A 20,441-nucleotide genomic window follows, 5' to 3' on the forward strand; every position below is an offset into this window, starting at 1 on the left:
GAGACCCTTGAATCACGCGGTCTTGCCGCGGTGAAGAGCGTGCCAACCAAGGTTGGCACCTACCGGAAGCGGAAGGCCGTAGTAGATCCACGCCATGCGTGGATGATTTTTCGCGGGCGCCGAAATCGTGCGGACCAACGGTCCGCACCTACCAGGTCCGCTCCAAAAAAAAACGCCCCGCGGACGCGGGGCGTTCTCGGCACAACCTACGCGGGGCGATCAGCCCTGGTAGTCGCGCACGTCGCTGCCGGTGTAGACCTGGCGCGGACGGCCAATCTTCATTTCCGGGTCAACCTGCTGTTCCAGCCAATGCGAGACCCAGCCGGAGGTACGGCCCAGGGCGAACATGACGGTGAACATTTCGGTCGGGATCTGCAGCGCCTTGTAGATGATGCCGCTGTAGAAATCGACGTTCGGGTACAGCTTGCGGGCGACGAAGTACTCGTCCTGCAGCGCGGCCTGTTCCAGCTTCACGGCCACGTCCAGCAGCGGATCCTGCACGCCCAGCTGCTTGAGCACCTTGCTGGTCATCTCGCCGATGACCTTGGCGCGCGGGTCGAAGTTCTTGTAGACGCGGTGGCCGAAGCCCATCAGGCGGAAGCCGGAGGTCTTGTCCTTGGCCTTGACCACGGCGGACTCGACGTTGTCGGCGCTGCCGATCTCTTCCAGCATCTTCAGCACGGCTTCGTTGGCACCGCCGTGGGCCGGACCCCACAGCGCGGTGACGCCAGCGGCGACCGACGCGTACGGGTTGGCACCGGTCGAGCCGACCAGGCGCACGGTCGAGGTCGAGGCGTTCTGCTCGTGGTCGGCGTGCAGGATGAACAGCAGGTCCAGCGCCTTGACCACGTCCGGGTTCAGATCGTACTGGCCGTCAGCCGACTCGAAGGTCTGCTTCAGGAAGCGGCTGACGTAGTCCAGCGAGGTGTCCGGCTTGTTGGCCGGCAGGCCCTTGCCGTGGCGGTAGATCAGCGCCGACAGGGTCGGCACCTTGGCGATCAGGCGCACGGCGGCCTGGCGGCGCTGTTCGGCGTCGGACAGGTCCAGCGAGTCGTGGTAGATGGCCGACAGCTGCGCGATCGCGGCTGCCAGGATGGCCATCGGGTGGGCATCCTTGGCGAAGCTGCCGATCAGCGTGTTGATCGAATCATCGACGTTGGCTTCGGCGGTCAGCTCATCGGTGAAGGCCTTCAGCTGCTCGGCGCTCGGGCGCTCGCCGTTGATCAGCAGGTAGGCCACTTCGACGTAGCTCGACTTTTCCGACAGCTGTTCGATCGGGTAGCCGCGGTACAGCAGCACGCCCTTGTCGCCGTCGATGTAAGTGATGGCGGACTTGCAGCTGGCCGTCGCGGTGAAGCCGGAATCGTAGGTGAAGAACCCCGTTTCCTTGGTCAGCTTCGCGATGTCGACGCAGTCGTTGCCAAGGGTGGGTTTGATGACGGGCAGAACGACGGACTTATCGCCGGCGTTGAGCGTGACCTGATCAAGATCGGACACTGTGTGCGCTCCTTCATGGGAAGGCGCCTGCCCAAGCGCATTGGTCAGGCACGTGAATGACGTCCTCGGCCTGTGCCGGGGATCACGCCATTATCGCACAGCAGCATTTGCCCGGCGCTAGACAGAAGTCGTAGACGGCAGGCGGCCAGAACCCGGCCAGCAAGCGGCCCGGATCGGCAAAAGCGTTGTCACACGAACGCAGTGTTCCGTCCATCCAAACGCCCGTTGGGTTGGCGTTGGGGAAAAACAAACGGCCGCGCAGAGCGCGGCCGTCGGTTCGAAGCTGGATCGACAGATCAGCGCGCGTAGCGCTTCTGGAACTTGTCGATACGGCCCGAGGTGTCGATGACCTTGTGCTTGCCCGTGTAGAACGGGTGCGAAGCAGAGGAAATTTCAACCTTCACCAGCGGGTAGTCGTTGCCGTCTTCCCACTTGATGGTTTCCTTCGTCGCCATGGTCGAGCGGGTCAGGATCTTGAAATCGGAGGTGACGTCATGGAAGACGACGTCGCGGTAGTTCGGATGGATATCGGCCTTCATGGGCTCACACCGTAAATGGGCTGGTGGTCAAGAGCGGCATTATAAGCACCGGTTGCCGCCCGGGGCAACCGGTGCCGGTCAATCGGCTTCAGTCCGCGCCCAGGGCCTGGCGCACCAGGGCCTCGAAACGCTGCTGGTCGTAGGCCATCAGCAGATCGCAGTTGTCCGGCTGGCCGGTCTGGCGGTTCCAGTCGACGATGGTGGCGCCGCGGCTGAACGTGCCGTTCAGCTCCACGTTCAGCGGCCGCGATTCGACCTGCAGCTGCCCTTCCGGGTTCAGCGCCCAGGCCATGGCGACCGCATCGGCGGTGTACCAGCGGCCGCCCTTGCTGTCTTCGGACAGGCCACGGGTCTTGCGCGAGATCAGCTCGTAGAAGCGGGCGCGATCGGAGTCGGCCTGCAGCCACTTCTCGGCTTCTTCCAGCGGCAGGCCGTGGGCGACGGTGGCCTCCCAGTCCGACACCAGCAGGTGCTTGAACGAGGTAAACACCACATGCGCCGCTTCCGGATCGAAGGCGATGTTGAATTCGGCCGCCGGGGTGATGTTGCCGTGGCAGGTGACCGCCCCGCCCATCACCACGATGCGCTTGATGCGCTGGGGCAGGGTCGGGTCCAGCTTCAATGCCAGCGCCAGGTTGGTCAGCGGGCCAAGCATCACCAGCATCAGTTCGCCGGCATGCTCGTGCGACAGGCGCAGGATGGCCAGCGCAGCGTGCTCGGCCTCAGCCTGGCGGCTCGGCGGCGGCAGGTCCACGTCGCCGTAACCATCACGGCCGTGCACATGGGCAGCGTCGACGGAGGGATGCAGCAGCGGATCCGGGCTTCCGGCAAACACCGGCACGTCGGCGCGGCCGACGATGTCGCAGAGCTTGAGGGCGTTGCGGACGGTGTACTGCAGGCCGACATTGCCGGCGGCGATGGTCAGGGCGACCACGTCATGCCGTTCATCGGCAAAGGCCATCAGCAGGGCCAGGGCGTCGTCCACACCGGGGTCGGTGTCGATCAACAGGGGGATCTTGTGGGTCATCGTTGCCGTCTTCAGATCGGCAACGAAGTGTGGACCGGGATGATGACCGTTGCAAGTACGGGTGTGGGGGTTCTGGCAGGGCTGCGCCCTGCACCCGCCGAGGCAGGAGCAACGGCAAGAGCAAAAGCTGGCTATCCGTGGGATGGCGGGGTGGGTCCGATGGCGGGGGACGGCGTGAATACGTCCATGTAGCCTCGGTCGCGCCATCCATGGCGCTCACGCCCCCGCCACCGGACCCACCCCGCCTTCGACAATTTCCCGCGGTCTGTCGGAACGGCGTTCTGCTCTGGTAGGTGTCGACCTTGGTCGACACATCCACGGATTGATCGAATCGGCTCTCTGTAGAGTCGAGCCATGCTCGACTCACGCGCGCAGCGTGCAGTAGATCCACGCCATGCGTGGATGAGCGTCCCGGGGATGGGGTCGGAGCCCTTTGCTGTGCAAAGGGCTCTGACCCCGCAATTTACGCCGAGGCGTAACGCACGGCGGTGCCGATCCAGCGCTGCACCACGCGGTCGGCCAGCGCGGGCTGCTGGTCCAGCAGTCGCTCGGCCAACTCGTGCACGCCGGGCAGCAGGCCGGCGTCGCGGGCCAGGTCGGCGATGCGGAAACCCGCCAGGCCGGTCTGGCGGGTGCCCAGCAGTTCACCCGGGCCACGCAGCTCCAGATCCTTCTCGGCAATGACGAAACCATCGTTGGTTTCGCGCATGGTCTGCAGGCGCTCGCGCGCCATCTGCGAGAGCGGTGCCTGGTACAGCAGCACGCAGCGCGACACCGCCGAACCACGGCCCACGCGGCCACGCAGCTGATGCAGCTGGGCCAGGCCGAGGCGTTCGGCGTTCTCGATCACCATCAACGAGGCATTCGGCACGTCCACGCCCACTTCAATCACGGTGGTCGCCACCAGCAGGTCGATCTCACCCGCCTTGAACGCCACCATCGTCGCCAGCTTCTCGGCGGCCTTCAGGCGGCCATGCACCAGCCCGACGCGCACGCCCGGAAGCAGCGCCTGCAGCGACTCGTAGGTGGCCTGTGCCGGGGTGGCATCCAGCTCTTCGCTTTCCTCGATGAGCGTGCACACCCAGTACACCTGCCGCCCTTCCTGGCAGGCCAGCGCGATGCGCTCGATCAGTTCGGGACGGCGGTCGTTGTTGAGTGCCACGGTCTGCACCGGTGTGCGGCCGGGCGGAAGTTCGTCGATGGCCGAGACATCCAGGTCGGCGTATTCGGACATCGCCAGCGTGCGCGGAATCGGCGTGGCGGTCATCACCAGCTGGTGCGGCACGCTGTTGCCGCCCGCGCCCTTGTCGCGCAGGGCCAGACGCTGGTGTACGCCGAAGCGGTGCTGCTCATCGACGATGGCCAGGGCCAGATCCTGGAACACCACCGCTTCCTGCATCAGCGCGTGGGTGCCGACCACCACCTGCGCTTCGCCGTTGGCGACCTGTTCCATCACCTTGGCGCGCGCCTTGCCGGTGACCTTGCCGGCCAGCCAGGCGATACGCACGCCGAGCGGTTCCAGCCAGCCGCGCAGATTGTTGAGATGCTGCTCGGCCAGCAGTTCGGTGGGGGCGGCCAATGCGACCTGCTTGCCCTGCTCCACCGCCAGCATCGCGGCCAGTGCGGCCACCACGGTCTTGCCGGAGCCGACATCGCCCTGCACCAGCCGCAGCATCGGGCTGGGGCGCGCGAGGTCTTCACGGATCTGCTTGAACACGCGCGCCTGTGCGCCGGTCAGGGCGAACGGCAGCTGCTTCAGCAGCGCCCTGGCCAGCTTGCCGGGGCCGGCCAGCGGCGGCGCATGGTGCGCCTGCAAGGCAATGCGCTGGCGACGCAGGCTGAGGTGATGGGCCAGCAGTTCTTCCATCGCCAGGCGACGCTGCGCCGGGTGGGTACCTGCTGCCAAGGCGGCCAGATCGGCATCCGGCGGTGGCCGGTGCACGGTCAGCAGCGCGCTGCGCAGCGACGGCAGGCCGAGGCCATCCAGCCAGCCGCTGGGCAGCAGTTCCAGCGTGCTTTCCTCGGGCAGGCGATCCAGGGCCTGGCCGATCAGCTTGCGCATCGTCATCGGGCCCACGCCTTCGACGGTGGGATACACCGGGTCGAGGCGGTCGCCGAGTTCGGGATCGTCGTTGCGGCCCAGCACCTGGTAGCTGGGATGGACGATTTCCAGGCCGAGATGGCCGGGTTTGGGGGTGCCGAAGCAGCGCAGCCGGTTGCCGACCGCGAACTGGCCGACCTGCTGCTGGCGGAAATGGAAGAAGCGCAGCACCAGGGTGCCCTGCCCTTCGTCTTCCATCGCCACTTTCAGCATCGGCCGGTAGCGCATGCCGCGCTCGACCGCGACCACCCGCCCTTCCACCTGCGCCGGCACGCCGTTGCGCAGGTCTTCGATGCGGGTCAGCCGGGTCCGGTCTTCATAGCGCAGCGGCAGATGAAGCCAGAGATCCTGCAGGGTGGCCAGGCCACGCGCCTGCAGTTTGGCGGCCACGGCCGGGCCCACGCCCGCAAGCATCGCCAGGGATGCTTCGCCGGACGGTGACAGGACCGGGGTGACCGCCGCCTTGCGTGCCACGTAGCGGTCAGTCGATGACCATCACCGCGTCGACCTCGAAGTTGGCGCCCTTCGGCAGGCCGGAGACTTCGATGGTGGAACGGGCCGGGTACGGGGCCTGGAAGTAGTCCTGCATGACGGCGTTGACCTTGGCGAACTCGCCCAGGTCGGTCAGGTACAGGCCCAGGCGCACGACCTTGTCCAGCGAGCCGCCGGCGGCTTCGGCCACGGCCTTGAGGTTGTCGAAGGCGCGGCGGGCCTGCGCTTCGACGTCGCCGGCGCCGACGATGTCGCCGGTGGCCGGGTCGAGCGGGATCTGGCCGGAGAAGTACACGGTGTTGCCGGCGCGCACGGCCTGCGAGTACGGGCCGATGGCGGCGGGGGCCTTTTCGGTGTTGATGATCTGGCGGGACATGGGTCGCTCCGGTGCTTGGGGGAAAACAGAGCGGTGATTGTACCGGGTGGGGGCGGTATCGGCTGGGGTCGGATCCGTTTCCCGGCGGGAAACGGATCCGACCCCATGCGTCGTGTGCGCGGGACATCATCCACGCATGGCGTGGATCTACTGGCGGCGTACCGACTGCACGACCGACAGGCGGCGCAGGCGGCGCATCACTTCGGCCAGGTGGTTGCGGTCGCGTACCTGGATGTTGAACGCCAGCACGGCGGCGTTGAAGTCGCGGTCCAGGTAGTCCACGCGCTCGATGTTGGAGTGGCTCTGCGCGATGGCGGCGGCCAGCTGTGCCAGCACGCCGGTGCCGTTCTCCACTTCCACCACCAGCGAGGTGTCGTAGTCGCCGGAAACGGTGGTGTCCCAGCCGATCGGCACCCAGCGCTCGGGCGACTTGCGCAGCTCGGCCAGGTTCGGGCAGTCCATGCGATGCACCACGATGCCCTTGCCGGCGGTGTGGTATCCCATGATCTCGTCGCCCGGAATCGGCTGGCAGCAGCCGGCGAAGGTGACCACGCCACGCTCGCTGCCGTTGATCAGGATCTTTTCCTGCGAGTGGTGGCGCGAATGCGGGCCGCCCCGCAGTTCGGCGTAGGCCATCAGCGCCTGCGCGGCCTGGGTCGGCATCCAGTTGCCCAGTGCGACCTCGGCCAGCAGCGCCTCCAGGCGCGGGAAGCGGTGTTCGGCCAGGAACGCATCCAGGCGCCCCTTCGGCAGCCGCTCCAGCGACGAATCCATTGCTTCCAGCGCACGGTCGAGCATGCGGTGGCCCAGCTGCACGGCGTCTTCGTGCTCCAGCTGCTTGAGCTGGTGGCGGATGGCGGTGCGTGCCTTGCTGGTGACCACGAATTCCAGCCACTGCGGTTTCGGCGTGGCCGAGCGCGCGGTGATGATCTCCACCGACTGGCCCGACACCAGCTTGGTGCGCAGTGGCACCAGTTTCTTGTCCACGCGCGAAGCCACCGCCATGTTGCCGACGTCGGTGTGCACGGCGTAGGCGAAGTCCAGCGCGGTGGAGTTGCGCGGTAGGGCGAGGATCTTGCCCTTCGGGGTGAACAGGTAGACCTCGTCCGGGAACAGGTCGACCTTGACGTTGTCGAGGAACTCAAGCGAGGAACCGGCGGCGCGCTGCGAGTCGATCAGCTCGACGATCCAGGCGTGGGCGCGGCTCTGTGCACTGTTGGGCGAATCGCCACCGAACTTGTAGGTCCAGTGCGCGGCCACGCCGCGTTCGGCGATCAGGTCCATTTCCTCGGTACGGATCTGCACTTCGATCGGCGAGCCATACGGCCCGAACAGCACGGTGTGCAGCGACTGGTAGCCGTTGGCCTTGGGAATGGCGATGAAATCGCGGAAGCGCCCATCCAGCGGCTTGAAGGTGGCGTGCACCGAACCCAGCGCGTGGTAGCAGCTGGGCACGCTGCGCACGACCAGGCGGAAGCCGAACACATCCATCACCTGGTCGAAGGATTTGTTCTCGTCGCGCATCTTGTTGTAGATGCTCCACGGGGTCTTGATGCGGCTGATCAGCCGATGCTCGATCCCCTCCTTGGCCAGGCGCTGCGACAGCTGCACTTCCACCTGTGCCATCGCTTCGCGGCGCACCACCGGCTGGCTGCGGATGTGCTTTTCGATGATGGCGTGGCGCCACGGGTACAGCGCCTTGAATCCCAGATTCTGCAGCTCGCTCTTGACCAGGCTCATGCCCAGGCGCTGGGCGATGGGCGCGTAGATCTCCAGCGTTTCGCGGGCGATGCGGCCGCGTGCTTCGCGGCTCTGCGCGCCCAGCGTGCGCATGTTGTGCAGGCGATCGGCCAGCTTGATCATGATCACGCGCAGGTCGCGCGACATCGCCAGCAGCATCTTGCGGAAGCTCTCGGCGGCAGCCTCCTGGCGGTCGCGGAACTTCAGCTTGTCCAGCTTGGTGACGCCGTCGACCAGTTCGGCCACGGCTTCGCCGAACTCGGCGGCCAGCGCCTCACGGGTCAGCGGGGTGTCTTCGATGGTGTCGTGCAGGATCGCGGCGATCAGCGCCTCCACGTCCAGGCCGAGCTCGGCCAGCACCTGGGCCACGGCCACCGGATGGGTGATATAGGGCTCGCCCGACTTGCGCGTCTGCCCAGCGTGCGCGGAGGCTCCGACTTCCCAGGCACGGCGCAACAGCGGCAGCTGTTCCGGCGGCAGGTAATGGGCGGCGCGTTCAAGCTGGAGGACGTAGTCGGGTACGGCGGCAGTGGGGGCTGCGGCGACCTTGGCAGTGGGGCCTGGGTTCATGCCCGCAGCCTATTCCAGCGCGACGTTTACGGCAAATCCTGAATGCGAAACAGCCCGCACGGGGCGGGCTGTTCGGCACATCCAACGATTACGTTGATCGATGCGATCAATCGTCGTTCTTGGACATGTCTTCGTCGGCGACCACTTCCGCGGCGGCCCACTCCAGCGCTTCGCGCTCGGCGCGCTCACGCTCGGCCTTCTCGACTTCGTCGATCAGCGCGTTGTCGATCTTGCGGGCGGCGATTTCGCGCAGCGCCAGCACGGTCGGCTTGTCCTCGGTCTCGCTGTTGTCCAGCGTGGCCTGCACGCCGTTGGCGAGCTGGCGGGCACGCTTGGAAGCCATCATGACCAGTTCGAAACGGTTGTTAACGACTTCCAGGCAATCTTCTACGGTGATGCGGGCCATACGGGCTCCCGGCGACCGGTCGGCCGCTCAGTCGAATGAGGGAAAGGGGACGGAGTGTACTGGCAGGGGCTGGACAAAATCAAGCCAACCCCTACCCGATTCTTTTGGAATCAGTCAGTTGCGCCCGGATCGGGGGTCAGCAGGGCCTGGATCAGGCCGGCGTGGCGGACCTTCTGGGCCTCCCGGCGCAGGCGGCTGGCGGTGAAGATGGCGCACAGCTCGTCCACCGCGGTGTCGAACACCTCGTTGACGATGACGTAGTCGAACTCGTTGAAGTGCAGCATCTCATCGCGGGCCGCGCCCAGGCGCTGGGCGATGACCGCCTCGCTGTCCTGGCCGCGCTTGCGCATGCGGTCCTGCAGGGCCTGCTTGGACGGCGGCAGGATGAACACGGTGACCGTGCCCGGCACCAGCTGGCGCACCTGCTGCGCGCCCTGCCAGTCGATCTCCAGCAGCACGTCCTGGCCGGCGGCCAGCTGCGGTTCCACCGACTGGCGGGCGGTGCCCTTCCAGTCGCCGTGCACCCAGGCATGCTCGAAGAAGTCGCCAGCGGCGATCATTTCCTCGAACTTTTCCGCAGAGACGAAATGGTAGTGCTGGCCGTTCACCTCACCCGGGCGCATCGCGCGCGAGGTGAAGGAGATCGACAGGGCGATCTGCGGGTCACGCGCCAGGGTGGCATTGACGATGCTGCTCTTGCCGGCACCGGACGGGGCGGCGACGATGTACAGCGTGCCGCGCGCAACGGCGTCCGACGGCTTCGACGGGGCGCTCATGCGGGGGATCCAACGGGTTGATTTCGCAAGATTTTTCCTCGATGTTCCAGATCCGGCGCGGAGGATCGCGCCAGGACGGCGGGGGCTGCGCGGAACATCCTGGAACCAGGCCCGGCAGACGCTTCCCCGGGGGGCGGGCACGCAACTTTACCAGAGCGGCCCGGTTGCGCGCCCGTCCGGCAGGCGCCGGGCCTTGTGCCACATGGGCATCCGGGGGCCTGTGCTATAACCGGGCCGTACCCAACGACAGCCCGGAGGCCTGCGCCTCCCCGCCATCCCAGGAGAACGGCATGCCATCGATGAGCCGCCGCCAGTTCCTGAAAGTGACCGGGACAACCCTGGTCGGCTCCAGCCTGGCATTGATGGGCTTCGCGCCCGGCATCGCGCTCGCGGAGGTCAGGCAGTACAAGCTGACCCGCGCGACCGAGACCCGCAACACCTGTACGTACTGTTCGGTGGCCTGCGGCATCCTGATGTACAGCCTCGGCGACGGTGCCAAGAATGCCGAGCCGAGCATCTTCCATATCGAGGGCGACCCGGACCACCCGGTCAACCGCGGCACGCTGTGCCCGAAGGGTGCCGGCCTGGCCGACATCATCCACAGCAAGTCGCGCCTGCTCTACCCCGAGTACCGCGCACCGGGCTCGAACGAGTGGAAGCGGCTGAGCTGGGACGATGCGCTGGACCGCATCGCGCGGCTGATGAAGGAAGACCGCGATGCCAACTTCGTGCAGAAGAACGAGGCCGGGCAGACGGTCAACCGCTGGCTGACCACCGGCATGCTGGCCGCCTCGGCCACCAGCAATGAAACCGCGGTGCTGACCCACAAGGTCGTGCGCTCCCTTGGCATGTTGGCATTCGACAACCAGGCACGTGTCTGACACGGCCCGACGGTGGCAGGTCTTGCCCCGACGCTAGGCCGTGGTGCGATGACGAATCACTGGGTCGACATCAAGAATGCCGACCTGATCCTGATCATGGGTGGCAATGCCGCCGAGGCGCATCCGTGCGGGTTCAAATGGGTGACCGAGGCCAAGGCACACAACAAGGCCCGGCTGATCGTGGTCGATCCGCGCTTCAACCGCTCGGCCGCCGTGGCCGACGTGTACGCGCCGATCCGTACCGGCACCGACATCGTGTTCCTGGGCGGCCTGATCAACTACCTGTTGACCGAGGACCGCATCCAGCACGAGTACGTGCTGAACTACACCGACATGTCGTTCCTGGTGAAGGACGAATTCGCCTTCAAGGACGGCCTGTATTCGGGCTACAACGAGGAGAAGCGCAGCTACGACCGCTCCAGCTGGGACTACGCGTACGGTGACGATGGCTTCGTGCGCAGCGACCCGACGCTGAAGGACCCGCGCTGCGTCTACAACCTGCTCAAGCAGCACTACGCGCGCTACACCGTGGAGATGGTCGAACGCATCTGCGGCACGCCGGCCAACAGCATCCGACAGGTGTGGGAGATGATCGCGTCCACCGCCGGCAAGGACAAGGCGATGACCATCCTGTACGCGCTGGGCTGGACGCAGCACTCGATCGGCGCACAGAACGTGCGCGCCGGCACCATGGTGCAGCTGCTGCTGGGCAACATCGGCGTGGCCGGTGGTGGCATGAACGCGCTGCGCGGGCATTCCAACATCCAGGGCCTGACCGACATCGGCCTGATGTCGGACCTGCTGCCCGGCTACCTGACCCTGCCGAAACAGGACGAGCAGGACTACGACGCCTACATCGCCAAGCGCACGCAGAAGCCGCTGCGCGCCAACCAGATGTCGTTCTGGCAGAACTACCCGAAGTTCCACGTCAGCCTGATGAAGTCGTGGTGGGGCGACGCCGCCACCGCCGACAACAACTGGTGCTTCGACCACCTGCCCAAGCTCGACAAGCCGTACGACATGCTGCAGGCGTACGAGCTGATGAACGAGGGGAAGATCCATGGCTACATCTGCCAGGGTTTCAACCCGCTGGCTTCGGCGCCGAACAAGGGCAAGCTGATCAGTGCGTTCTCCAAGCTGAAGTTCATGGTCAGCATGGACCCGCTGGAAACCGAGACGATTGCCTTCTGGCAGAACCATGGCGCGCTGAACGACGTCGACCCGAGCACGATCCAGACCGAAGTATTCCGCCTGCCGACCACCTCCTTCGCCGAGGAGAACGGCGCGGTGGTGAATTCCTCGCGCTGGCTGCAGTGGCACTGGAAGGGGGCCAATCCGCCGGGTGAAGCGCGCAGCGACATCGAGATCATGTCCGAGCTGTTCCATCGCATCAAGGCGATGTACGAGAAGGATGGCGGTGCATGGTGGGAGCCGGTGCGCGACCTGGCCTGGAAGTACTCCAACCCGGAACTGCCGACGCCGGAAGAACTGGCGATGGAATACAACGGCAAGGCGCTGGCCGACGTGTTCGATCCGAAGGACCCGACCAAGCTGGTGCGCAAGGCTGGCGAGCAGCTGGCCGCATTCGGCGACCTGCGCGACGACGGCAGCACGTCCTCCGGCTGCTGGATCTACATCGGCGCCTGGGGCCCGACCGGCAACATGATGGCGCGGCGTGACAACAGCGACCCCACCGGCATCGGCAACACGCTGGGCTGGGCCTGGGCGTGGCCGGCCAACCGCCGCGTGATGTACAACCGCGCGTCGTGCGACGTGGCTGGCCAACCATTCGATCCGCGCCGCACGCTGCTGGCCTGGAACGGCAAGAACTGGGGCAGCGTGGACGTGCCGGACTTCAAGGCCGACGAAGATCCCGCCGGCGGCATGGGCCCGTTCATCATGAATCCGGAAGGCATCGCCCGCTTCTTCGCCAAGGCCGGCATGGCCGAGGGACCGTTCCCGGAGCACTACGAACCGTTCGACACCCCGCTGCGCAGCAACCCGCTCAGCCCGGGGCAGGCACTGACGCTGAACAACCCGGCGGCACGCGTGTTCGCCAGCGATCGCGCACAGATCGGCTCCCCGGACGAGTTCCCGCATGTGGCCACCACCTACCGCCTGACCGAGCATTTCCACTTCTGGACCAAGCACGGCAAGCTCAACGCGATCATCCAGCCCGAGCAGTTCGTCGAGATCGGCGCGGCCCTGGCCGACGAGCTGGGCATCAACAACGGCAGCCGCGTGCGGGTCAGTTCCAAGCGCGGGCATATCGAAGCGGTGGCGATGGTGACCAAGCGCATCAAGGCCCTGCAGATCGATGGCCGGACCGTGCACCAGGTGGGCGTGCCGATCCACTGGGGCTTCCTGGGTGCGGCCAAGCCCGGATACATCGCCAATACGCTGACCAACGCCATCGGTGACGGCAACTCGCAGACCCCCGAATCGAAGTGCATCCTGGTCAAGGTCGAGAAGGTGTAGGAGACACGCCATGTCACTGCAATCCCTGGACATCATCCGCCGCTCGGCCACCACCACGCCCTCGCCGGAGGCGCGCGGTGCGCACACCGGCCAGGTCGCCAAGCTGATCGATGTGAGCAAGTGCATCGGCTGCAAGGCCTGCCAGGTCGCCTGCATGGAATGGAACGACCTGCGCGACGAGGTCGGCAGCTGCGTCGGCAGCTATGACAACCCGCCCGACCTGAGCGAACAGTCGTGGACGGTGATGAAGTTCCGCGAGTACGAGGACGAGAAGGGCAAGCTGGAGTGGCTGATCCGCAAGGAAGGCTGCATGCACTGCAGCGACCCGGGCTGCCTGAAGGCCTGCCCGTCGCCGGGCGCGATCATCCAGTACGCCAACGGCATCGTCGACTTCCAGGAAGAGAACTGCATCGGCTGCGGCTACTGCGTGACCGGCTGCCCGTTCGACGTGCCGCGCATCTCCAAGAAGGACCACAAGGCCTACAAGTGCACGCTGTGTTCGGACCGGGTGGCGGTGGGCCAGGAACCGGCCTGCGTGAAGACCTGCCCGACCGGTGCGATCACCTTCGGCAGCAAGCAGGCGATGACCGAGCATGCCGCCGGCCGCGTGGAGGACCTGAAATCGCGTGGCTACGAGAACGCCGGCCTGTATGACCCGCAGGGTGTGGGCGGCACCCACGTGATGTACGTGCTGCAGCATGTGGACAAGCCCGAGCTGTACGCCGACCTGCCCAAGGACCCGCGTATCAGCCCGATGGTGGAAGTCTGGAAGGGCGTGGCCAAGCCGCTGGGCGTGCTTGCAATTGCCGCTACCGCCTTCGCCGGCTTCCTGCATTACATCGGCATCGGCCGCAACACGGTCAATGACGAGGAAGAAGAGGAAGCCGAGCACGAGGCGAAGAAGATCGAAGAGGAGCAGCGGCCATGAAGTACGCCCCGCACCCGCGGCAGATCATCCGCTACCGCGCGCCGACCCGCATCAATCATTGGATCGTGGCGATCTGCTTCGTGCTGACGGCACTGTCCGGGTTGGCGTTGTTCCACCCTGCCCTGTTCCCGTTGACCCAGCTGTTCGGCGGCGGACCATGGACGCGCATCCTGCATCCGTTCATCGGCCTGGCCATGGTGGTGGGTTTTGCGCTGCTGGCTTTCCGTATGTGGCGCGACAATCTGCCGACCGCCGACGATGGCAAGTGGATGCGCGGCATGCGCGATGTGCTGCGCAACGAGGATGAGAAGCTGCCGCCGGTGGGCCGCTTCAATGCCGGCCAGAAACTGCTGTTCTGGGCCATCATTGGTTGCCTGTCGGCGCTGCTGCTGACCGGCTTCGTGATCTGGCGGCAGTACTTCAGCCACTTCTTCCCGATCGGGGTGATCCGCTTCTCGGTGCTCGCCCATGCGTTGTTCGGCTGGGTGCTGGTGTGCGCGATCGTGGTGCACATCTATGCAGCGATCTGGATCAAGGGCTCGGTGCGGGCGATGACCCAGGGCAAGGTGACCTACGGGTGGGCGTACAAGCACCACCGGCAGTGGTTCCGGGACATCCTGCGCGGACGGCGGGAACAGGGGTAGCGGCAGGGCCTGCGGCCCTGCACCCGCAGAAGCAACGTCAACGTCAACGTCAACGTCAAAGACAGGTCTCCTGCGAGATGGCGGGGTGGGTCCGGTTGCGGGGGACGCCGTAAACCCGTCCATGGGGGCTTGGCCGCGGCATCCATGCCGCGGACACCCCCGCAACCGGACCCACTCCGCCTTCAACAGTTTCCCGGTGCTGTTGGTGGGTGTCGACCTTGGTCGACACGATGAACACGGCAACAACCGATGGGGTCAGATCCGTTTTCCTATGGAAAACGGATCTGACCCCAACCATTTCAAATGGCCGTCTGTGCGCTGGACGCCGGCGCCTACAACGGCGAGGATGGAGGCTGGTTCTTCTGGCTGGCCCTGCATGGCGCAACGCATCCTTGAACCCGGTGAGATCGAGACGCTGGCCTCGCGCGATGTTCCGCGCATCATCCTGCCCGATACCGAGTCGCTGTTCGCCGCGCGCGCGGACCGGCTGCGCAGTCTGGCGGGAAACAGCGCCATCGGCGGTTACCTGCAGCTGCTGGCGGCACTGGCCGATGCGCAGCAGGCGCTGCTGGAGGATCTGACACCGCAGCAGCGCGAGGAACTTCAGGCGCAGGCGCGGACGCAGCAGTCGAGTGCGGCGGCCGGCGCCGGCATGCCGTTGCGACCTGCCAATACGCTTCAGCTGGATGGGCGTTGGCGCGACTGGCTGCGCACGCTGTGCCGGCACTGCGCCGACGAGGCCAGGCTGCCGGCGGAAACCCGGCACGAACTCCTGCGCGTCGCCGCCGCCGAGGATGCCTGGTTGGATGCACAGGCCCACGCCGTGCTGGAACGCGATGACGCGCCCGCGGTCGACGCAGTCGCTGCGCTGCTGGTGATGAATGCATTGCAGGTGTACTGGACAGTGCTGGCGGCCAGCTTCCGCCCCACCGACCTGAAGCCGCTGGCCGATGCGCCGGGGCTATGCCCGCTGTGCGGCACGTTGCCGGTGACCAGCGTGGTGCAGGCTCGTCCGCCCTACGCCTCCTACCGCTACCTGTCGTGCTCGCTGTGCGCCTGCCAGTGGCACTACGTGCGCGTGCAGTGCAGCCAGTGTGGTGCCGCCGGCAAGGACATCGCCTACCGCGCCCTGGCCGATGCCGACGGCGATACCGGCCAGGCCGTGCGCGAGAGCGCGGTGCGCGCGGAAACCTGCGACCACTGCCACAGCTACCGCAAGATCCTGTATCTGGAAAAGGACCCGTCACTGGAACCGGTGGCTGATGACCTCGGCACACTGGCGCTGGACCTGCTGCTGGGCGAGGAAGGCTACGCGCGTGCCAGCCAGAATCCACTGCTGTGGCAATCCGACAGCGACTGACCGATGCCACGCACGCCCCGCACCCCGGCATCGGCCGCCGCCCTGCCTTCGCTGGACAAGCTGCTGCGCCTGCCGGCGCTGTCGGCACTGATCGAAGATCACGGTCGCAGCCGCGTCACCCTGCTGCTGCGTTCGCACCTGCAGGCGCTGCGTGAGCGCATCAGTGCCGCGCAGCTCTCGGCCGAGCAGTTGCATCAGGCCATTGAAGGCCCGGCTCTGGTCGCGGCGCTCGACGCCGCCCTTGCCGCCGATGCACGGCTGGACCTGCAGCCGATGTTCAACCTGACCGGCACCGTGCTGCATACCAATCTTGGCCGCGCGCTGTTGCCCGATGCTGCCGTGCAGGCGGTCACCCGCGCGATGACCGCGCCGGTCGATCTGGAATTCGACATCACCCGCGGCCGCCGCGGCGACCGCGATGCACGGGTCCAGGCGCTGGTCTGCGAGCTGACCGGCGCCGAAGCCGCCACCGTGGTCAACAACAATGCCGCGGCGGTGCTGCTGCTGCTCAACAGCCTGGCCAACCGCCGCGAGGTGGTGGTATCGCGCGGCGAACTGGTGGAGATCGGCGGTGCCTTCCGTATTCCCGATGTGATGCGCAGTGCCGGCGCGCGGCTGCTGGAAGTGGGTACCACCAACCGCACTCATCCGGCCGACTTCGCCCATGCCATCGGCGCGCGCACCGCACTGCTGATGGAAGTGCATGCCAGCAACTACGCGATCACCGGCTTCACCGCCAAGGTCGACACGGCGGCAATGGCTGCCATCGCGCACGACCATGGCCTGCCGTTGGTGGTGGACCTGGGCAGCGGCAGCCTGTGTGACCTGGCGGCATTCGGCCTGCCACACGAGCCGACCGTGCAGGAAACACTGGCGGCCGGCGCCGATCTGGTCTCATTCAGCGGCGACAAGCTGCTGGGCGGGCCTCAGGCCGGCATCATCGCCGGCCGCGCCGACCTGATTGCACGTATCAACCGCAACCCGCTCAAGCGCGCGCTGCGCATGGACAAGATGGGCCTGGCCGCGCTGGAAGCGGTGCTGGCGCTGTACCGCGAAGCGGAGCTGCTGGCGAAACGGCTGCCGACCCTGCGCACCCTGTCGCGCACGCAGGATGACATGGATGTGCAGGCCCAGCGCCTGCTGCCGCCGATGCGGTCCGCGCTCGCCGCCGACTACGGTCTTGAACGGGCATCGATGCACAGCCAGATCGGCAGCGGTGCACAGCCACAGGCGCAGCTGGCCAGTGCCGGGCTGCGCATCACCACTGCGCACCGTGGCGGACTGGATCGCCTGGCCAAGCGCTTGCGTCAGCTGCCGCGCCCCGTGCTGGGACGCATCGCCGATGACGCGCTGTGGCTGGACCTGCGCTGCCTGGAACCGGCCGACGAAGCGGACTTCCTCGCCCAATGGAGCACGCTGCAGGCATGATCGTCGGCACCGCCGGGCATATCGACCATGGCAAGACAAGCCTGGTGCGGGCACTGACCGGCATCGAAACCGATCGCCTGCAGGAAGAGCGCACGCGCGGCATATCGATCGAACTGGGCTATGCCTATGTCCCGGTGGAAAGCTCGGACGGCACAGGCCCCGCCGCGACGCTGGGTTTCGTCGATGTGCCGGGCCATGAGCGTTTCGTGCACACGATGGTGGCCGGCGCCACCGGCATCGATGTCGCCCTGCTGGTGATCGCCGCCGACGACGGCGTGATGCCGCAGACCCGCGAGCATCTGGCGATCCTGCAGTTGCTGGGCGTGGATCGCGGCGCGGTGGCGCTGACCAAGATCGACCGCGTGGACGCCGCGCGCATCGCCCGGGTCGAGATCGAGATCGCCGCGCTGCTGGCCGCGACGCCGCTGCAGGATTCCCCCGTATTCGCCTGCAACAGCACTTCAGCCGATGACGCAGGCATCAACGCCTTGCGCGCCCACCTGCACGCATGGGCCGCGGGCGATGCCAACGCGCGCCAGGCCACGCTACGCGGCGAGCTGTTCCGCATGCCGGTGGACCGCGTGTTCTCGTTGGCGGGCCACGGCACATTGGTGACCGGCGCGGTGCATGGCGGCGTCGCCACAGTGGGCGAGCACCTGCAACTGATGCCCGCCGCCACCGATGTCCGCGTGCGCAGCATCCACGCGCAGAACCAGCCCAGCGAACACGCCATGGCCGGGCAGCGCTGCGCGTTGAACCTGGCCGCCATCGCCCGCGACGAGATTCATCGTGGCGACTGGATTGCCGACCCGCGCGCGCTGCTGGCCACCACCCGCATCGATGTGCGCCTTCGGCTGTCCCCACGGGCAGCTCCACTGCGCGACTGGGCACCCCTGCACATCCATTGGGGCACGATGCACCGGCAGGCTCATGTGGTTCTGCTGGAGGACGACGATCACGGCAATGGGCAGCTCGTGCAGCTGGTGTTCGAGGCGCCGGTCTGTGCGATGTGTGGTGATCGCTTCATCGCCCGCGATTCCGCCGCGACCCACACGCTGGGCGGTGGCGTCGTGCTCGACCCGGACCCGCCACAGCGGCGTCGGCGCAGCCCGGCACGGCTCGCATGGCTTGGGGCGCTGGAGCAGCTGGCCGCAGGTGCGGGAATCGGCCCGCCGTTGCAGCAGGCTCCCTTCGGCATTGCGATGGCCGCGTTGCAGCGTTACTGCCGGCGCGCCGCCGGTCAGATCGATCTGCCTGCGGACGCACAGCGTATCGTCACCCGCGATGACACGGTGATCATCCTCGCCTCGCACTGGCAGGCATTGCGCGAGCAGGTGATTGCCTCGCTGCGCGACTGGCACGAGCGACGCCCGGACGAACCCGGTGTCGACAGCGGCCGCCTGCAGCGCAGCACCCTGCCCGCACTGGCGAGCAACCTGTGGAATGCCCTGCTGCAGGACCTGCTGGCCGATGGCACGCTGCAGCGCGTGGGCGCCTGGTGGCGCCTGCCCGGCCATGACCATGCGCCACCGGAGCGCGAACGTCTTCTGCTGGAACGTGTGCTTCCGCAGCTGCACGCCGGTGGTTTCGATCCGCCGTGGGTGCGCACCCTGGCCGCCGACTTCGGCCTGGCCGAAGACGAGGTCCGCGCGATCCTGCGCCGGGCCGCAGCCCGCGGCGACCTGTTCCAGGTGGTGCCTGACCTGTTCTATGCACCGGCCCGCATCACCGAGCTCGCCGCGATCGTCGCGCAGCTGTCACAGGCCACCGGCACGGTGGATGCGGCGGCCTTCCGCGATGCCATCGGCCTGGGCCGCAAACGCAGCATCCAGATCTTGGAGTTCTTCAATCGCGTTGGCTACACTCGACGCGTCGGTGACCAGCATCGTCCGCGCGGCGACCTGCAGTGGAACGCAGCGCGCGACTGAGCCCACCGGTACCGCCGTACTTTCGGAAGGCATGCGCATCCGGGCATGCGGCTGGGCTTCAAACCCAGTAGGGGGCGTCGATCGTTCCCTGGTAGGTTCGACTCCTGCTGCCTTCCGCCATTCGTGTTTCCGCAGGAGATGTCGGCATGGCCACGCACGCGCAGTCCCCCGCTCCTTCAACGGCCGATGCCCCGCAACGACTGACCTCGCTGGCCCACGGTGGCGGCTGCGGCTGCAAGATCGCCCCGGGCGTGCTTTCCGAACTGCTGCGCGGCGTTCCAGCGCTTCCGGCACCGGCCGAACTGCTGGTCGGCCGTGAGACCAGCGACGACGCGGCGGTGTACCGCCTCGATGACCGACAGGCGATCGTCGCCACCACCGATTTCTTCATGCCGATCGTCGACGATCCGTTCGACTTCGGCCGCATCGCCGCCACCAATGCCTTGTCGGACCTGTACGCGATGGGCGCACGCCCGCTGTTCGCACTGGCCATCGTCGGCATGCCGATCAATACGCTGCCGCAGGACACCATCCGCGGCATCCTGCAGGGCGGCGAACGCGCCTGCGCCGATGCCGGCATCGTGGTGGCTGGTGGCCACAGCATCGATTCGGTGGAACCCATCTACGGCCTGGCCGCGATCGGCGTGCTCGATCCGCAGCGGCTCAAGCGCAATGCCGATGCCCGCGCCGGCGATGTGCTGGTGCTGGGCAAGCCGCTGGGCGTGGGCGTGTATTCGTCGGCGTTGAAGAAGGAAGTGCTGGACACCGACGGCTACCGGCAGATGATCGAGTCGACCACCCGCCTGAACAGCGTGGGCGTGCCCCTTGCCGCGCTGGAGGGCGTGCATGCGATGACCGACGTCACCGGCTTCGGCCTGCTCGGCCACCTGCTGGAAGTGTGCCGCGCCAGTGGTGTCGCTGCCGAGGTGGACAGTGCACAGGTGCCGCTGCTGCCACAGGCGCTGGACCTGCTGCAACGCGGCTGCGTGACTGGCGCCTCGAACCGCAACTGGGCCTCGTATGGCGCCGAGGTGCGCTTCGACGAGGGCTTGGCCGCCCACTGGCAGCCGCTGCTGACCGACCCGCAGACCAGCGGCGGCCTGCTGGTGTCCTGTGCCCCGGAAGCGGTGGATGCGGTGCTGGCCTGCTTCCACGACGCCGGGTTCGGCCAGGCGGCCGTGGTGGGGCGTTTGGGCGAAGGAGCGCCGGGCGTCAGCGTGCGCTGATGCACTGAAACGACAAGGGCGCCCGAAGGCGCCCTTGCTGTATC

Annotated in this window: 15 protein-coding genes and 1 tRNA gene; 8 read left to right on the forward strand and 8 right to left on the reverse strand. The window is 66.9% G+C overall.

Going from position 1 to position 20,441, the window contains the following annotated elements:
* Positions 1-219: 219 nt before the first annotated feature.
* The 8 genes from DFO63_RS07910 to gmk all read right to left on the reverse strand — a co-directional run bounded on the left by DFO63_RS07910 (position 220) and on the right by gmk (position 9,524).
* Positions 220-1,497, reverse strand: a complete 1,278-nt coding sequence (locus DFO63_RS07910) for a citrate synthase (protein WP_014038331.1) — start codon at positions 1,495-1,497, stop codon at positions 220-222.
* 296 nt (positions 1,498-1,793) lie between these two features.
* Positions 1,794-2,036 carry a type B 50S ribosomal protein L31 gene (locus tag DFO63_RS07915; protein WP_010484049.1) on the reverse strand — a complete coding sequence of 81 codons (243 nt, stop codon included), beginning with the start codon at positions 2,034-2,036 and terminating at the stop codon, positions 1,794-1,796.
* Positions 2,037-2,124: 88 nt separating this feature from the next.
* Positions 2,125-3,063 carry a nucleoside hydrolase gene (locus DFO63_RS07920; protein WP_049442726.1) on the reverse strand — a complete coding sequence of 313 codons (939 nt, stop codon included), beginning with the start codon at positions 3,061-3,063 and terminating at the stop codon, positions 2,125-2,127.
* 463 nt (positions 3,064-3,526) lie between these two features.
* A complete protein-coding gene (gene recG / locus DFO63_RS07930; RefSeq protein WP_119006735.1) occupies positions 3,527-5,638 on the reverse strand; it encodes an ATP-dependent DNA helicase RecG in 2,112 nt (703 codons plus the stop codon).
* 7 nt (positions 5,639-5,645) lie between these two features.
* Positions 5,646-6,032, reverse strand: coding sequence for a RidA family protein (locus tag DFO63_RS07935; RefSeq protein WP_005410875.1), 387 nt, complete (start codon positions 6,030-6,032; stop codon positions 5,646-5,648).
* 147 nt (positions 6,033-6,179) lie between these two features.
* Positions 6,180-8,342, reverse strand: coding sequence for a bifunctional (p)ppGpp synthetase/guanosine-3',5'-bis(diphosphate) 3'-pyrophosphohydrolase (locus DFO63_RS07940; protein ID WP_005418955.1), 2,163 nt, complete (start codon positions 8,340-8,342; stop codon positions 6,180-6,182).
* Between the two features lie 106 nt (positions 8,343-8,448).
* Complete coding sequence (rpoZ, locus tag DFO63_RS07945) at positions 8,449-8,748, reverse strand: DNA-directed RNA polymerase subunit omega (RefSeq protein WP_005410877.1); 300 nt, start codon at positions 8,746-8,748, stop codon at positions 8,449-8,451.
* A 110-nt stretch (positions 8,749-8,858) separates the two neighbouring features.
* Positions 8,859-9,524 (reverse strand): guanylate kinase, encoded by a 666-nt coding sequence (gene gmk, locus DFO63_RS07950; RefSeq protein WP_014038334.1) that lies wholly within the window; start codon positions 9,522-9,524, stop codon positions 8,859-8,861.
* 290 nt (positions 9,525-9,814) lie between these two features.
* On the opposite strand from gmk, the gene fdnG reads away from it, so the two are divergent.
* The 8 genes from fdnG to selD all read left to right on the forward strand — a co-directional run bounded on the left by fdnG (position 9,815) and on the right by selD (position 20,397).
* Positions 9,815-12,883, forward strand: a complete 3,069-nt coding sequence (gene fdnG, locus DFO63_RS07960) for a formate dehydrogenase-N subunit alpha (RefSeq protein ID WP_147416415.1) — start codon at positions 9,815-9,817, stop codon at positions 12,881-12,883.
* A gap of 10 nt (positions 12,884-12,893) precedes the next feature.
* A complete protein-coding gene (gene fdxH, locus DFO63_RS07965) occupies positions 12,894-13,811 on the forward strand; it encodes a formate dehydrogenase subunit beta (protein ID WP_012481154.1) in 918 nt (305 codons plus the stop codon).
* Complete coding sequence (locus DFO63_RS07970) at positions 13,808-14,455, forward strand: formate dehydrogenase subunit gamma (RefSeq protein ID WP_014038337.1); 648 nt, start codon at positions 13,808-13,810, stop codon at positions 14,453-14,455. The genes fdxH and DFO63_RS07970 overlap by 4 nt, the downstream gene beginning before the upstream one ends.
* 376 nt (positions 14,456-14,831) lie before the next feature.
* Positions 14,832-15,815 (forward strand): formate dehydrogenase accessory protein FdhE, encoded by a 984-nt coding sequence (gene fdhE / locus DFO63_RS07980; protein WP_049446530.1) that lies wholly within the window; start codon positions 14,832-14,834, stop codon positions 15,813-15,815.
* Between the two features lie 3 nt (positions 15,816-15,818).
* Positions 15,819-17,243 (forward strand): L-seryl-tRNA(Sec) selenium transferase, encoded by a 1,425-nt coding sequence (gene selA / locus DFO63_RS07985; protein ID WP_101766019.1) that lies wholly within the window; start codon positions 15,819-15,821, stop codon positions 17,241-17,243.
* Positions 17,240-19,171 (forward strand): selenocysteine-specific translation elongation factor, encoded by a 1,932-nt coding sequence (gene selB, locus DFO63_RS07990; RefSeq protein WP_101766444.1) that lies wholly within the window; start codon positions 17,240-17,242, stop codon positions 19,169-19,171. Before selA ends, selB begins: the two co-directional genes overlap by 4 nt.
* A 24-nt stretch (positions 19,172-19,195) precedes the next feature.
* Positions 19,196-19,291: transfer RNA gene (locus DFO63_RS07995), tRNA-Sec, on the forward strand.
* A 26-nt stretch (positions 19,292-19,317) separates the two neighbouring features.
* Complete coding sequence (selD, locus tag DFO63_RS08000) at positions 19,318-20,397, forward strand: selenide, water dikinase SelD (protein WP_101766020.1); 1,080 nt, start codon at positions 19,318-19,320, stop codon at positions 20,395-20,397.
* Positions 20,398-20,441: the final 44 nt, after the last annotated feature.

The organism is Stenotrophomonas sp. AG209 (assembly GCF_003550055.1).
In the GTDB taxonomy this organism is placed as follows: Bacteria; Pseudomonadota; Gammaproteobacteria; order Xanthomonadales; family Xanthomonadaceae; genus Stenotrophomonas.